Raw genomic sequence first — 15,938 nt, forward strand, 5'->3', positions numbered from 1 at the left:
ATGTTGCAGGGTCCCAATACTGATGTAAATACGCTAAGGCGTATAAAAAGATCATTAGTATTAAAAAGGCCTGCTCGTGTTGAACTTCTCAATTATAGTAAAGACGGCCAGGAATATTGGTTAGATTTTACAGTCATTCCACTAGTTGATAAGAATGGTGAAGTTTCCTATTTTGGTGCGATAGAGAGAGATATTACCCAACAGAAAATCTCACAAGATAACTTATATAATCTTGCTAATAAAGATTATCTTACAGGTGCTATTAATCGACATCATTTTTATGCTGTTGCTGCTATTTCTTTTGCTAATCATATTAGGAGGAACCTTAACTTTGCGATCATGATCATTGATGTTGATAGCTTTAAACATATTAATGATACATTTGGTCACTTAGAAGGCGATAAGCAATTAAAGTTAATTTCCTCTATATGTCTTAGTAATATTCGGCAAACAGATTATTTATGTCGATTCGGTGGAGATGAATTTATGGTGCTACTTCATGGAGTAGATAATAAGGAATTAATAATTAAAGCTAATTCGATACTAACTGCTATATCAAATAATCAAAACATTAAAACCAGTGTAAGTATCGGTGCAACATTAATAGATAAAAAGGACACAAGTATTAACGATTTGATTGCTAGAGCAGACCTAGCGCTCTATAGGGCTAAAGAAAAGGGAAAGGAAAATGTATGTGTCCTTTAGGGTTAAATTTTAGCTATATCTCAACTGTCAATGCAGAACTGCTCATTGATAAAGGCTACTTCAGTTTTTGTGCCACGTAACCAGACATTGAATTGTCTTTCCCTAAAAAATCGCATGATTTCAACTAATAGACAATAAAAATAAAAGAGTAGTCGAGGAAGGATTAGTTTATCCGTAACTATCGTCTTGTCCGTAAGACTTTTATACATCCTTTTAAGACATTCTATGTCCATCCTCGTCATTTGAGTATAGCAGATGAAATACCGTTAACCTAGTTGATTTATTTTTATATTTTCTATGACAAAACTAAGTTTAAGAACCGATGTTAAACAGCTAATCATTCCGTAATCATCAATTGAACTAGATAAATTTGCTTTAATACCTCTTTGCTTTTCTAGCCTTTAATTAGCTATAGTAATATAGACTAACAAATAAGATAGATACCCAATAAAAGTAAGGAAACATTTATTGACAACTAATCATAATCATCATTTAAAGAAGCTCTGTAAAATTTGCCAATTAGAACTTGATTTTGATTTCACATTTGCTTTTCAACCGATTATTGATATTGGTAAACAAGAAGTTTTTGCTTACGAAGCATTAGTGCGTGGCAAAAATGGCGAGGGGGCTGCTGAAATTTTGGCTCAAGTTACTGATGAAAATCGTTATCGTTTTGACCAAGAATGCCGTATTCGTAGTATTTATCTTGCACAAAAATTAAATATTACTAGTTATTTATCTATTAATTTTTTGCCCAATGCCATTTATTCTCCTGAACTTTGTATTCGCACTACAATTCAAGCTGCTGAACTGGCTAACTTTCCTTTAGAAAAAATCATTTTTGAAGTCGCTGAAAGTGAACAAATTCATGAGCCTGAGAAACTACTTGGTATTTTTCAATATTATCAAGCTAAAGGCTTTAAAACAGCCATTGATGATTTTGGTGCCGGCTTCGCAGGACTAGGGTTGCTTGCTAATTTTCAACCTAATTATATTAAAATAGATTTAAAATTAATTCGGGACATTGATACGAATACTGCCAAACAAGCTACAGTAAAAGGGATATTGTTAACTGCAAATCTATTGAATATACAAGTTATTGCAGAAGGTATTGAAAATCTAGCAGAAGCGCAATGGTTACAACAAGAGGGGATTATTTTAATGCAAGGATTCTATTTTTCTAAGCCTGGTTTTGAATGTTTGCCGAAAGTAATACACTGGTTGTAAATATTCCAGTAACTAAATGGCACCATTTGAAATCTATGCGATTTTTATAACTCATTAGAATGACTACGCCAAAATTCAGAAAGTATGCTACAACCTTGGTTTTGTAACAGGACTGATGACAGAATGTGATCTTAATATCGACACATCAGTATTTATCATTAGGTCCAACACTATGCACCTGAACTAAAGAAACAACTAGATTGGTATAAACAAGGTTACTCTAGAAGAGGGCACCTCGATGAACCTACATTTATGAAAATCTAAAATAACCAAATCATAGATTTTGACAAGAATAGAGCCTATACTTCTGCGCTCTAATATTTGTCATATTGTCTTCATAATTATTCAAATAAATGAATATTTTATTGACAGTATTTCAATATTGCTAATAGCTTATAGATTTAATAGATTTTTAACTGATTTTAAAAGGATTTTTATGAAGCAAGTATGGCTTTTAATTTTTAAGTGTCTGTGTTTTCTTTTTTTTATGTCGACTACGTATGCTGCAGAGTATTATAAGGAAACTGTTGCACGAGTTCCTGTTCCTGTAAAAGTAACGGTAGCAAATAAAAACTGGGTAACGACAATTTCAATTTGCAATAATACCGCTCAGTCAATTTCACTTAAAGATATTGAGTTTAATTTTAATTATGTACTTACTATGCCTAGCAACATTTGGGGTTCACCCTGGGTTGCATGGAAATTAGATAGCCAACAAGGGAATCAAGTGGTGCTAGTAGGAGGGACAGAATGGTCACCTAATCTTCCACCCGATGCTAACTGTAGTAATCCAATGACTATTTCTTTTAATGCTTCTCCAAATTCACCACTTCCCACGAGCCCATTTGTTTTTAAAGCTGCAGATGGCGTTGCTGTAAGTGGCACCTTAAGTGTTAAGATGGACAAGGCGCCAGTAGAAGAATTAGTAAATCCAGAAGTCACCGTAACAGGAATGGGAAACACCAGTAAGCAAATTCTCCCTTGGGGGCAAGAATGGCGATTAACTAATCTTGTCTCTGGTAGTTATACGGTTACGGCAAATAATATTACTAATGGTATGGATACTTATCAGGCCACACCAGTTACAGTGACTGTAAAAGCAAATCAAACAGCAAGTGCTACTGTTAAGTATATGCGTGTGGCTGCAAATGTTGGTAGTCTGACGATTAACATGCAAGCAGCACCAGCTCAAGAACTCACTAATCCGCAAGTGACTTTAACAGGACAAGGCATCACCCGCCAACAAGTAATGAATTGGAACAGCCCGTGGCAAATTAACAATTTAGCGCCTGGCAGTTATAAAATCACAGCAAGTAATGTCAATAATGGCACAGATTTCTTTTCTGCTGCGCCTGTTACTGCAAATGTTATTGCACAAACTAGTGCAACAGCTAATGTGACTTATACACGTGTTAGTGATGGGCGTCCAACATCATGGAACAACATCAAACATATCGTAATGATTACGTTTGAAAATACCAATGAAGTCGATGCAGTAAGACAACCATTCATGAAATCACTACTTACAACGGGTGCCTACCTTGGCGATTTTCGTGCAACGACGCATCCTTCTCAGCCAAATTATTTCGCTCTAATTGGCGGAAGTACATTTAATGTAACCTCGAACAGTAATGTCAATTTAGATGGAAAACATCTGGGCGATTTACTTATTGAGAAAGGTAAAACGTGGAAGGCATATGTTGAAGATTTGCCATCGGCCCCTTGTTATACAGGTTCAAGTCGAGGGAATTATGTACGTAAGCATGCACCATTTATTAGTTTTAAATCGGTACAAAATAATCCTACAATTTGCAAAAATATTGTTCCAGCAAATCAATTTTTTACTGATTTAGCAAACAATAACCTGCCTTCATTTGCGTTATATACACCTAATGAGCTAAATGATGGACATGATACTGATGTTAGTTTTTCTGATGCATGGCTAGCACAAACATTCGGTCCTATTTTTAATAATCCTAATGTGATGAAAGATACACTCTTCATTCTTACTTTTGATGAAGATGCCTGGACAGAGGCTAACAAAGTTTATACAGCATTCGTAGGTGCGGGAGTAAAGGCTAGTATGCGCTCAAATTCTCGATATACGCACTATAGTCTTTTAAAAACAATTGAAGAAATCTATCAACTTGGTACATTAAATAGAAATGATTTGTCAGCAAAATTAATAACAGATATTTGGCAACCATAATATAAAATTAAAGAGAACGAGAGATCGTTCTCTTTAATATAAGTTTAAAGGCTGCGTTACAAATACTATCAAGGATATATAAAGTTAATTTTAGGTAGATCTCACTTGTAAATACTGAACTGTTCATTAATAAAAGATACTTCGGCTCTCGTACTATGTAGCTAGATATTGAATTGTCCTTTCTTAAACATGCGCATCATTTCCAAACCTTTGATAGTAGCATAAGCGGTTTTCGTTGATTGTAACTCTAAAGTTGGATTAATGAGCGTTTGAGTTTGCCATGGGCAGACTCTAAGTGGTTATTACGATATTTGATTTGCTGGTGCTTTACTCGTTAGATAAACAGCCTTCCTGTTTTAATGCTTAATAGCGTGATTATAAGCTGAATTTTTATCGGTATTAGTAACACTAATGTCGCAGGTCGGTAATTTTTTCAGAAACCGTTTCGCTGCTTTAGCATTAAGGCGATGGGAGAAATAAAATCAATAATATTACCACCCTCATCAATTGCGCGATACAAGTATTTCCATTGGCCGCTAGACAATAACTCTAGCGCAAAAGACGATATAGCAATTTATTAACTTTAAATAAAATAGCGTCGAAATTATTAAAAGGGCCGTTTTTTAAGATTTTTTGTTAAAAATGAATAATTGATTTAAAAAAAGTCATAAAATCATTACAATGAACTCCTTTGTCATTTAAAGAGCACCATGCTTTCTTCTCTTAACTTTTTTACAACCGTGCCCGTTGATGTTTTACTTTTAATTCACTCAAAGCTTCCTGCGCAAGAATTATATTTGAAGTGTCGATTGTTAGATAAGCAACAGTCGTTTCTGGCGACAATTGCCTTATTAGAAAAGCACAACCAAGTGGCGGTTGATTATCAACAGCGATTGATAATGGATTTATTAAATTCACAAACGCATCCGACATTGACTACCATTGCTTTTTCAGAAGTCTCTCATAATCGTCTATTAAACACTTTATTGCGGCTTATGAAAAATCCTTTCTTTGAACTGACAAGTAAGCTAGCTGTAATACGACTATTAAATAAATTGAAAGGTCAAGAGCCTATATTAGAGGATGTAACTCTAGATAAGATTGAAACTAAATTAAAAAGCAAACGTCATAAAGAAGTTTATCAAGGACTTAAATTATTAACGGTCCTGATGCCTGAACTTATAGCAACGGCTCAATTTGGTGTGCTGTTTAAAGCAGTTCAGTTGAACCTGTTGAGCCGTGATGAGAGGATGAGACAGGCGGCGCTTGAATGTTTAACTGTATTTATTCCTCACGTGTCATCTAGTGAAGTTAGTGCGCTGCTACAAAGGATTAAATCGACACTGGCGGATAAGGTGAATGTACGAGGAAAGGTGAATGTACAAGAAATTGCCCTCAATTGTTTAGCGGTACTTATTCCTCATCTGTCACCCACTGAGCGCAGTGTGATATTGCAAACGGTTCAGCCGAAGCTAGCGAGTAAAGTATGGCCCGTACCACAAGCGGCCTTCAATTGTTTAACTGTGCTTATTCCCCACTTGTCACCCACTGAGCGCAGTGTGGTATTGCAAGCGGTTCAGCCGAAGTTAACGAGTGAGGTATGGCCTGTACCACAAGCGGCCCTCAATTGTTTGGCGGTACTTATTCCCCACCTGTCATCCAGCGAACACAGTGTGGTATTGCAAGCAGTTCAGCCGAAGCTAGCGAGTAAGGTATGGCCTGTACAAAAAGCAGCTCTCAATTGTTTAACCACACTCATTTCTCACATGTCACCCAGTGAGAGTAGTGCGCATCTACCAATATTTCAGTCGACACTGGCGGATATGAGATATATATCAAAAGAGATGCTCAATTGTTTAACCATATTTATGCCTCATGCATCACCTAGTGAGGTTAGTGCCCTGCTGCAAATGGTTCAATTGAAATTGGCAAATTATGAGTCGTATGTACCCGAAGCAGTGTTCAAGTGTTTAGCTATAATCATTCCTCACGTATCATCTAGGGAGGTCAGTACACTACTGCAAATGGTTAAGTCTAAACTCGCGGACAATCAGGGGTATGTAAGAGAAGAGATTTTTAAATGTTTAGCTATACTCATTCCTCACGTATCACCTAGTGAGGTTAGTGCACTGCTGCAAGCAGCTCAGTTAAAATTGGCGGATAATGAGAGTTCTGTATGCCAAGTGGGGCTTGAGTGTTTAACTATACTCGCTCCTCACGTATCACCTAGTGAGGTCAGTGCGCTTCTGACAGTGGTTCAGGTGAAACTGGCGGATAATAAGTGGTGTGTACGCCAAGCGGCGCTTGAGTGTTTAACCGTACTTGCTCCTTACGTATCACCCAGTGAGGTCAGTGCACTGCTGCCAGCAGCTCAGTTAAAATTGGCGGATAATGAGAGGTTTGTATGCCAAGCAGCGCTTAAGTGTTTAACCGTACTCGCTCCTCACATATCGCCCAGTGATGTCAGTACGCTTCTGCCAGTGGTTCAGTTAAAACTGGCGGATAATGAGAGGTGTGTACGAGAAGCGGCGCTTGAGTGTTTAATCGTTCTTATTCCCCACGTGTCATCCAGTGCGCTCAGTGCGCTGCTGCCAGTAGTTCAGTTGAAACTGGCGGATAATGACAAGATTGTACAACAAGTGGCGCTTAATTGTTTAACTGTTCTTATCCATCACGTGTCACCAAGCGAAGTAAATCAGTTACTCTTAATAACTAAGGAAAAATTGGCAGGTGCTGAGACAGCTGCTCATGAAATGGCTGGTCTGTGGTTAATTGTCCTGGTTTCCAAGCTTACGGATTTGGAGCAAAATAAATTTATAAAGGAGTATGGCGCCTCTTTAGGTAGTGCCCATTCTAAGCTATTTTATCAATTAATTAATGCGCTAATGAGTCAAGCTGATACAAAGAGTGGGCTACAACTATTGCAACAGGCATCAGAAAGTGACTTGCTTCTACAAATCTTTGTAACAAATTATAAGGCGTTGTTAAACGAACTATTGCCTTCTACTAGCCTAGAACTTAATCCCTAGATTAGTACATATTAAATTGGCGTCTATTTTCTAATCCTAGCCTTGGCAACAATTAGACGCTTAATCTTAAATTGGGCCCTTTCTTAAGACTTATTCTTAGATGACAAACCTAGATAATCTGTTTTTAAAAAAAGCATAAAGCCACTATAATACCTTTTTTATTATTTAACGAACGCCATGCTTTCTTCGTATAATTTTTTTGCAAATCTACCTACTGATCCACCCTTACTTTTAATTTATTCAAAACTGTCTGCCCAAGAGTTATATTTAAAGTGTCGCCTGCTCGATAAGCAGCAATCATTTCTTGCAACACTTGCCTTATTAGAAAAGCAAGAGCAGGAGGCGGTGGTTTATCAACAACGATTACTCATGGATTTATTACAGTTGCAAACGCATCCGATAATGACCACTATTGCTTTTTCGGCAGCCGCTCATCATCGTCTGTTAAATGCTTTATGGCTGCTTATGAAAAATCCTTTCTGGGAACTAGCAAGTAAACTGGCTGTCATGCGACTATTAGGTCAATTGAAAGGGCAAGAGCTTAAAGTAGCAGATGCCACTTTAGATGAGATTAAAGCCAAATTAAATAGCGAGTATTCCGGGGAAATTTGTCAAGGGTTTGAATTATTAACCCTCTTGCTACCTGGCTTTATCGCAACTGATAAGTTAAGTGCGCTGCTGCCAATCGTGCAATTGAAACTGGCTGTTAATGATAAGACTGTACAACGAGCAGTGCTCAACTGTTTAGCGATGCTTATCCCTCGCCTATCACCTAATGAGGTGAAACAGCTGCTGTCAGCCCTACAGTTGAAATTGGCGGATGAGCACGAGAGTGTACGAGACGCAGCGCTCAAGTGTTTAGCGGTGCTTATCCCTTGCCTATCGCCTAATGAGGTGAATCAGCTGCTGCTACCAGTCGTGCAGTTAGGATTGGCTGGTAATAATTGGAAGGTACACAAAGCAGCGCTTAAATGTTTAGCGGTGCTTATCCCTCGTCTGTCGCCTAGTGAAGTGAGTCAGTTGCTGCAAGCCGTCCAGTTAAGACTGGCAAATAATGATTGGTTTGTACGAAAAGCGGCGCTCAATTGTTTAGCGGTGCTTATCCCTCGTCTGTCGCCTAGTGAAGTGAGTCAGTTGCTGCAAGCAGCCCAGTTAAAACTGGCAAACAATGAGTGGTTTGTAAGAGAAGCGGCGCTCGACTGTTTAGCGGTGCTTATCCCTCGCCTGTCACCCGATGAAGTAAGCCAGCTGCTGCAAACAGCTAAGTTGAAACTGGTGGATAATGAGTGGTCTGTACGAGCAACGGTGCTCAAGTATTTAACCCTCCTTATTTCTCAGTCGCCACTCAGTAAAGTGAGTGCACTACTGTCAGGCGTGCAATTAAAATTGTTGGATAATGACCTGACGATACAAAAAGTGGCACTCAAGTGCTTAGCTGTGCTTATACCACACTTGTCACTCCGTGAGGTGAGAGCGCTGCTGCCTACCGTGCAGGTGAATTTGGTGGATAACAATTGGGGAGTGCGACAAATGGCGCTCAAGTGCTTAGCTGTGCTTATACCACACTTGTCACCCCGTGAGGTAAGAGCGCTGCTGCCTGCCTTACAGTTGAATTTAGCGGATAACAATTGGGGAGTGCGACAAATGGCGCTCAAGTGCTTGGCTGTGCTTATACCACACTTGTCACCCCGCGAGGTAAGAGCGCTGCTGCCCGACGTGCAGGTGAAATTAGCGGATAATGATGGGGAGGCGCGACAAGCGGCGCTTAACTGTTTAGCCATGCTTACTCCGTACGTATTATCCAATGAGGTGAGAGCGCTGCTGCCCGACGTGCAGGTGAAATTAGCGGATAATGATGGGGGGGTGCGACAAGCGGCACTTAACTGTTTAGCCCTACTTATCCCGTGCCTGTCACCTTGTGAGGTGAGAGCGCTGCTGCCTGCTTTGCAGTTGAATTTAGTGGACAATGATTGGAGGGTACAACAAGCAATGCTCAACTGTTTACCTGTCCTTATCCCTCGAATGTTACCAAGCGAGGTAAGGCAATTGCTCTCAGTGCTTAAGGAAAGACTGACGGGTACTGACACAGAGGCTCAGGAAGTGGCTGGCTCGTGTTTAATTATCTTGGTTTCGAAGCTCACATCTGCTGACCAAAATAAATTTATCAGGGAAGAAGGTGCGTCTTTAGTGCATACCCACCCTCAGTTATTTTATCAATTGGTTAACACGTTAATCAGTCAAGCTGGGAAAAAGGTCAAAGACTGGCTACTGTCTTTGCAACAGGTATCCGAAAGTGACTTGTTTTTACAAGCCTTTGTAAGCCATTACCAGCTATTGTTAAATGAACAATTACCTTCCAATAGTCCGCAGCTTAACCGTTGAACAGGTAGTTATTAAATGGGCCTCTAATGTCTTAAGCTGAGCCTTAAAATTAGACGCTTAATCTTATAGGCCCTTTCTAAAACAAATTTAATTGAGGTAGAAAAAAGTTTACCTGTTTATCAGAGTCTAGATTGGGTTGCACGAATGAAAAAAGGGTCATTTTAAGCTCTAAGGGTAAGCGGTTAAAGTCTGAGTTTGTTTCTTGTTTAGTGCCTTGGTTAAAAAAAGTAATTCGTGTATCAAGGATTGTTTTTGCTTGAGTCATGAGTGATTTAAATTCGTCGGTTTGGTGCGCTTGCGCCAGTTGGCCGTCATTAAGAATGAAAGCAAGCGGGTGGTTGGGATTGGTCTTTAGTTGTTTCAAGAAGGTCAGGCTTGTGCTTAGGGGTTCTTCTTTTAAACGGTTAATAATCTCTGATTTACAATATTGACTTAATGCTGAAAGGGTCCTGGTAGTAAAAGATTGCCCCGTAAGAAGGTCACGCCAGATGATTTCAAGAAGTTGTTGCGCTAGATTTTCATTGAAGGTTATTAATGTAAGGCGATGTATAGCGTAAGCATCTCCTTGGCGAGCGGCACATTCATACAAGCGAATGGCTTCAGGATAGTTCACGGGCCCACCTTGGCCTTGCTCATGCATCAGGGCACGATTAGTCATGGCATCACTATCGCCTAATTGTATCGCTTGCTCATAGAGGCGAATGGCTTCGGGTAAATTTACAGGCCCACCTTGGCCTTGCTGATGCATCACGGCACGGTAAAACATGGCATCACTATGGCCTAATTGTATGGCTTGCTCATAGAGGCGAATGGCTTCGGGTAAATTTACAGGCCCACCTTGGCCTCGCTCATGCATCAAAGCGCGATTATTCATGGCATAACTATTGCCTAATTGTATGGCTTGCTCATAGAGCCGAATAGCCTCGGGATAATTTACAGGCCCACCTTGGCCTCGCTCATGCATCAAAGCGCGATTATTCATGGCATAACTATTGCCTAATTGTATGGCTTGCTCATAGAGCCGAATAGCCTCGGGATAATTTACAGGCCCACCTTGACCATTCTGGTGCATCAAGGCGCGATTATTCATGGCATTACTATTGCCTGATTGTATGGCTTGCTCATAGAGCCGAATAGCCTCGGGATAATTTACAGGCCCGCCTTGACCGAATCGATATAGGGTGGCGCGATTATTCATGGCATAACTATTGCCTAATTGTATGGCTTGCTCATAGAGGCGAATGGCTTCGGGTAAATTTACAGGGCCACTTTGGCCTTGCTCATGCATAAGGGCGCGACCAATCATGGCATAACTATTGCCTAATTGTATCGCTTGCTCATAGAGGCGAATGGCTTCGGGAAGATTTACTGGGCCGCCTCGGCCTAAATAGTGCATCACCGCTCGACCAAACATAGCCTCGCTATTGCCTAATGGTATGGCCCGCTCATACAAGTAAATCGTCTTTTGATAATCTAGTGGATAACCTATCCCAAAATAATACAAGCGTGCTTGCAGTACCAGAGCAAAGGAGTTGCCGTCTTTGATTTGCTGCTCACAGTCAGCACAGACCTTCGCAATCACCTGTTGTAATGCCCTATCCGTTTCTAGCCGTTTTTTAAACACAGGTAACTTAAACGTATCTATTAATAATGGTAGTCGTCTCGTGTTTCCCGCTAATATTTCTTGAACAACTTCATGGATGAAGCGGTCTTCATTAATCAGCTTAGAGGATTCAATGTAAGTCATGTATAGAGTGCTCAACAAAAAAGGGTTGATTGTATAAAGGCTACTGATTTTTGCAACCTATTTCACTTATTAGTAGTCTTATTGCATTACTGTGTGTTTAATCAAAAAAGATTTCAACCTAACTATAGGCGCTTGAGGTAAATAAAATAATTTGATGGATTTGAGAAAAAGCATATGGTGCTGGTTTGTTCATATAACAATAAAATAAGCTTTTGTTGTTTAATTTTAGCACAAAATAGTTGGTAGCACGTCTAGCAAGATGAACATCTGGTGGTGTTGCAAGACGGTCGTTTCTTATTTCGCCAACCGTAGTTAACCTAAGGACAATATATAGCTTAGTTTTAGTAAATAATTTTCTTTATTTTTAAACACAATTTAGTTTAAATTCAATTTTTCGCAACAGGTTGCACCAACCTTATAGAAATAGTTTGGCCTCATAATCTTAAAACAATCGCTGCATGGGCATTCCATGAATGCAAAAATCTCTCTTTACTTGATACACCACCCACGTTACAAACAATAGAGCTTGGTGCATTTTATGGATGTTGTAATCTAAGAACAATCATTTTACGAGAAAATCTCAATTGCATTGAGGATCGTGTTTTCGCCGAATGCCCAAACATTAAAGTGATTATTATTGATACACTGGATGAAAAAATTTATGAAAGAATAAAAGCAAAAATTCCAAGTAATTTGAAAGTTAATGTTATGCCTTATAATGTTTAGCTTGAAGTGCAAGCTGAAATCGATCGAGTTAAAAACACGCCAGCTGTTAATCCTTTATATCGGTTTTTTAACCGTCAGTCGCCTGAAATTGGCCTTAAGAATGGCAACATACTTCCTATTCTGCCCCACTCAGTTTTAAATTACATGAACCATTTCAATGGTGTAAGTAAACGATATACTAATAAAATAAATCAATACCTTTATAACACTAATTTGCCCCAAACCGCAGAAGAAAAAATAATTTATTTAAAAATTTACGCAAAATAGCACTTGAATGTATTCAAAAAGCAATCGAATACAATGATTTAGGATCCATTTCAGAAAATAATTTTAGGATGTAATGCTTATTTGTAATGAGCTAGCTAATGTCAAAAAATAGGTCGTTTTGTAATGGTTTTTCTTAAATGAAAAAATTGAATAATCAGTTTTAAAAAAATTCATAAAATCACTAAAATATATTCTTTTATCATTTAAAGAATACGATGCCCTTCTCCCTTAATTTCTTTGCAAACTTACCTATTGATGTATTACTTTTAATTTACTCAAAACTGCCTGCTCAAGAGTTATATCTAAAGTGTCGCGTATTAGATAAGCAACAGTCGTTTATAGCGACGATTGCCTTATTAGAAAAGCAAGAGCAAGCAGCAGTTAGTTATCAGCAACGCTTGATAATGAGCTTATTATACTCGCAAAAGTACTCACTAATGACTGCTATTTCTTTCTCGAAAGCCTATTATAATCGCCTGCTAAGTGCCTTATGGTGGCTTATAAAAAATCCTTTATTAGGATTAACAAATAAATTGGCTGTACTAAAGTTGATATGTAAACTAAAAGGTCAAGACTTTACACTAGCGAATACCATTTTTGATGAGATTGAAACCAAATTAAAGAGTAAAGAGCTTGGAGAAACTAACCAAGCTGAGTTATTAACTGTCTTGATGTCTGGTTATATAGATAACAATGTAAATGTTCATGGGGTTGTTGGCTTGTGTTTAATTAAACTGGTAACTAAGCTAACTTATGCTGAGCAAAATAAATTCATAAGAGAGGATGGTAATTCTCTAGTTAGTGCTTACCCTAAACTATTTTATCAATTAATTAATGTGCTAATCAGTCAACCAGAGAGAAAAGAACGGGATTTGTTGCAACTTTTGCAATCCATACCTGAAAATGACCAGTTTCTACAAGCCTTCGTAACAAACTATAAAATATTGCTAAACGAACAATTGCCCTCTAATAGCCCACAGCCTAACCTTTAAGCTAGGTTAGTTATTGAATTACTGAGCTTTGTCATTATTAGACGCTGAATCTTAAATAGGGTCCTTTTCTAAACATTCGCATGATTTCAAAGCCTATAATAGTCGCATAGGCAGTTTTCATTGATTGAAACTCAAGCGTAGGATTAATCAGTTGTTTGAGTTTACTATGGTCTAATTCCAGGCGATTATTACGATATTTGATTTGCAAATGGTTAACATGCGGCGCTAAATTTCCTTCCTGTTTCAATTCCTTAATGGCCTGATTATAAGCTGGATTCTTATCCGTATTAATCACATTAATATCACAAGTCGGATTATTATTGATTAGTTTCTTAAGAAACCGTTTAGCTGCTTTGGCATTACGCCGATGGGACAAGTAAAAATCAATGGTATTGCCACCTTCATCAATGGCTCTATATAGGTATTTCCATTCGCCTTTCAATTTAATATAGGTTTCATCGAGGTGCGATCTTCTTAAGTAACGCTTTTTATACCAGTCTAGTCTTTTCTTTAACTCAGGCGCATAGTGCTGAACCCAGCGATAAATTGTCGTAATATCCAGTGTGAATCCACGTTCTGCCATCGTTTCTTCTAAATTGCGATAACTGAGCCCATATTTGCAGTACCAGCACATTGCAAAATTGAAATTGACGCCATTTAAAAGCCAAAGGTTTAATTGAGCGCATTTTTTAATTCTATTATTCAATCAAGGTAGATTAAATTACAAACAAACGTCGTTTTTGCAACAGTGCCATAATTATATAGTTGCATAAGCAACCTCTTTTTTCTTAAAGAAGTTCATGATTTTATCGGGATTAAATCGAATTTTTGTCAGATAATAGTGAATATTTATGGTTAAGTCATTCAAGGTTTTCAGTGCGCTCAAATGATTGCAGTTAGCCTTGACATCTTGGTTAACTAACTCCTGAGGATTTAATTCAGGGCTATAAGGGGGCAAAAAAAATTTCAATGTCTTCTTTAAACTGATTAATGTAACGCTGGACTTTTTTACTGTGATGTACTTTAAGATTATCAACAATAAGAAATATTTTTTGCTTGACTTGGCGGCGCATACGCTCTAAAAACTCAATGAATTTTTAACTATCGCACGTGTCTGTAAAGACCATCCAATTCATGAATCCGTGTGGGCTAATGGCTGCTAACATATTAGCTTTAACTCGAGAGCCTGACTTTTTAATCACAGGTGTTTTGCCAATCAAGCCATAAGTTCTGCCACGATTATCAGTGGATTGGATAACCCATTTCATCGGCAAAATAGATTCGTGCCCCTTCTTTTGATGCTCTGACTTTAATAGCCGGGTAGGTTTGAGTCACCCACGTCTTCACCTTGTTCGCATTTTGTTGATAGGCACGTTTGATAGGCTTTTGACTTGAAAAACCAAGCGTCTTCATTAACTTCCTTGCCCATACATCTAATTGTAGATGTTTTGATTTTAATTGACATTATTAAAGCTGAATATATTATTGCCATTCAATGAATCAAGATTTTTAATTTATGACTAAACCAGTACCTTATAACCATGTAGGTTTTAAAGAGCTTCAACAACTATCTCACGAAATTAAAACCTTAGTAAAAGATCTAAAATGTAATCCTACTGATATTCTTTTTTCGACTATCCAAATCAAAGTGGATTTAGCAAGAAATTATTATAAAAATTTAGAGCCATTTTCAAAGTCATGGACGGCTGGGCTTTTCGAAGCCTACCGGTTTTTACATAAGAAAATAGGTAGAATTGATGCCTTATTTGCAGAAGCTCAAATCATTATGCTTCCTTTTAAGCCTAAGACTAATGCTGTTAATGCTATTGATATGAGCGTTATGCCTAGTATTGGAACTGTTGCCAAATTAGTTAGCAATCAAGTGAAATATAATCTTTCTAGTGAACAAGGCGAAGAAGAAACACAACGATTGAGACATATCTTTGAAGAAGGAGCAGCTATAATTGCTAATCAATTATATGCTAGCGAGAAAGACAGCCTTTCAAATAGAAAGCTAACCGGTTTAGAAAGCGCTTTTATCACTCTCGGGCTCGAAAACGAGAAAAACGTAGAAAACTTAAAGAAAGCAAATGCATTTATTGAAGAAAGTACTTTAAGATTTCAAGAGACTCAAGCGCAATTAGTTAGCATAATAGATGAGAGTGAACTCAAAAGAAAACAAGAAATTGAAGAAAGTACTTTAAGATTTCAAGAGACTCAAGCGCAATTAGTTAGCATAATAGATGAGAGTGAACTTAAAAGAAAACAAGAAGAAGAAACTCGTAGAGTACACTATCAAGAGTTAAGTGCTCTCAAAATTGAGTGCTCAGAAATACTTAAAAAAGCAACAGCTGTAACTCAGGATTATTCAACTTCTCAGCTACTCGATAAATTAAGTGTTCTTGAGGAACAAATAAGGATTCTGCAACAAGAAAATGTAACTTTAAAAAAAGAGTGTGACGATTTGAAAAAAATAGTTAATAAATTTCCTAACGAAGCAACTTTACCCACTTCAGCTCATATAGCTGAACCTACAAAAAAAGGATTTTTTTCTCGACATCATAATTTTCGATGATGCCGCCTGTTTTTGGATATAATGACAGAACCGGATTTTTAGCAAGTAATATTATATTTACATGCAAACTTTTTTGCTA

The 15,938-nt window shown here is 38.0% G+C and carries 12 protein-coding genes and 1 pseudogene; 9 read left to right on the forward strand and 4 right to left on the reverse strand.

All coding sequences use genetic code 11. The features are described from left to right. From DYE47_RS15525 to DYE47_RS15555, 5 genes are all read left to right on the forward strand, one after another. A partial coding sequence (locus DYE47_RS15525; RefSeq protein WP_115304356.1) for a GGDEF domain-containing protein occupies nt 1-705 on the forward strand: 705 nt, incomplete at its 5' end. Nucleotides 706-1,173: 468 nt separating this feature from the next. Then, nucleotides 1,174-1,932, forward strand: a complete 759-nt coding sequence (locus DYE47_RS15535; protein WP_115304358.1) for an EAL domain-containing protein — start codon at nt 1,174-1,176, stop codon at nt 1,930-1,932. Between the two features lie 436 nt (nt 1,933-2,368). Further along, nucleotides 2,369-4,141: an alkaline phosphatase family protein gene (locus tag DYE47_RS15540; protein ID WP_115304359.1), complete on the forward strand. Its 1,773-nt coding sequence runs from the start codon at nt 2,369-2,371 to the stop codon at nt 4,139-4,141. Nucleotides 4,142-4,851: 710 nt separating this feature from the next. Next, nucleotides 4,852-7,170, forward strand: a complete 2,319-nt coding sequence (locus DYE47_RS15550; RefSeq protein WP_115304360.1) for a hypothetical protein — start codon at nt 4,852-4,854, stop codon at nt 7,168-7,170. A gap of 177 nt (nt 7,171-7,347) precedes the next feature. After that, the gene (locus DYE47_RS15555; protein ID WP_115304361.1) at nt 7,348-9,552 is read left to right on the forward strand and encodes a hypothetical protein; all 2,205 of its coding nucleotides are present in this window, start codon (nt 7,348-7,350) and stop codon (nt 9,550-9,552) included. Between the two features lie 76 nt (nt 9,553-9,628). Here the strand turns inward: DYE47_RS15555 and DYE47_RS15560 are convergent, their stop codons facing one another. After that, the gene (locus DYE47_RS15560) at nt 9,629-11,299 is read right to left on the reverse strand and encodes a tetratricopeptide repeat protein (RefSeq protein ID WP_115304362.1); all 1,671 of its coding nucleotides are present in this window, start codon (nt 11,297-11,299) and stop codon (nt 9,629-9,631) included. Between the two features lie 384 nt (nt 11,300-11,683). On the opposite strand from DYE47_RS15560, the gene DYE47_RS16675 reads away from it, so the two are divergent. From DYE47_RS16675 to DYE47_RS15575, 3 genes are all read left to right on the forward strand, one after another. After that, nucleotides 11,684-12,025 carry a leucine-rich repeat domain-containing protein gene (locus DYE47_RS16675; protein ID WP_115304363.1) on the forward strand — a complete coding sequence of 114 codons (342 nt, stop codon included), beginning with the start codon at nt 11,684-11,686 and terminating at the stop codon, nt 12,023-12,025. 6 nt (nt 12,026-12,031) lie between these two features. Then, nucleotides 12,032-12,292, forward strand: a complete 261-nt coding sequence (locus DYE47_RS15570; protein WP_115304364.1) for a hypothetical protein — start codon at nt 12,032-12,034, stop codon at nt 12,290-12,292. A gap of 215 nt (nt 12,293-12,507) precedes the next feature. After that, on the forward strand, nt 12,508-13,284 hold the full coding sequence (locus DYE47_RS15575) for a hypothetical protein (RefSeq protein WP_115304365.1): 777 nt from the start codon (nt 12,508-12,510) through the stop codon (nt 13,282-13,284). 37 nt (nt 13,285-13,321) lie between these two features. Here the strand turns inward: DYE47_RS15575 and DYE47_RS15580 are convergent, their stop codons facing one another. The 3 genes and pseudogenes from DYE47_RS15580 to DYE47_RS15595 form a co-directional block, all read right to left on the reverse strand. Continuing rightward, nucleotides 13,322-13,918: an IS6 family transposase gene (locus tag DYE47_RS15580; RefSeq protein WP_115304413.1), complete on the reverse strand. Its 597-nt coding sequence runs from the start codon at nt 13,916-13,918 to the stop codon at nt 13,322-13,324. 123 nt (nt 13,919-14,041) lie between these two features. Continuing rightward, a pseudogene (locus DYE47_RS16680) lies at nt 14,042-14,375 on the reverse strand (transposase). A 151-nt stretch (nt 14,376-14,526) separates the two neighbouring features. After that, on the reverse strand, nt 14,527-14,697 hold the full coding sequence (locus DYE47_RS15595) for a winged helix-turn-helix domain-containing protein (protein ID WP_115304368.1): 171 nt from the start codon (nt 14,695-14,697) through the stop codon (nt 14,527-14,529). 103 nt (nt 14,698-14,800) lie between these two features. Here DYE47_RS15595 and DYE47_RS15600 point away from each other — a divergent pair, with 103 nt between their 5' ends. Continuing rightward, nucleotides 14,801-15,859 carry a hypothetical protein gene (locus tag DYE47_RS15600; protein WP_115304369.1) on the forward strand — a complete coding sequence of 353 codons (1,059 nt, stop codon included), beginning with the start codon at nt 14,801-14,803 and terminating at the stop codon, nt 15,857-15,859. The last annotated feature ends 79 nt before the right edge of the window (nt 15,860-15,938 follow it).

Source organism: Legionella beliardensis, assembly GCF_900452395.1.
Lineage (GTDB): Bacteria > Pseudomonadota > Gammaproteobacteria > Legionellales > Legionellaceae > Legionella_C > Legionella_C beliardensis.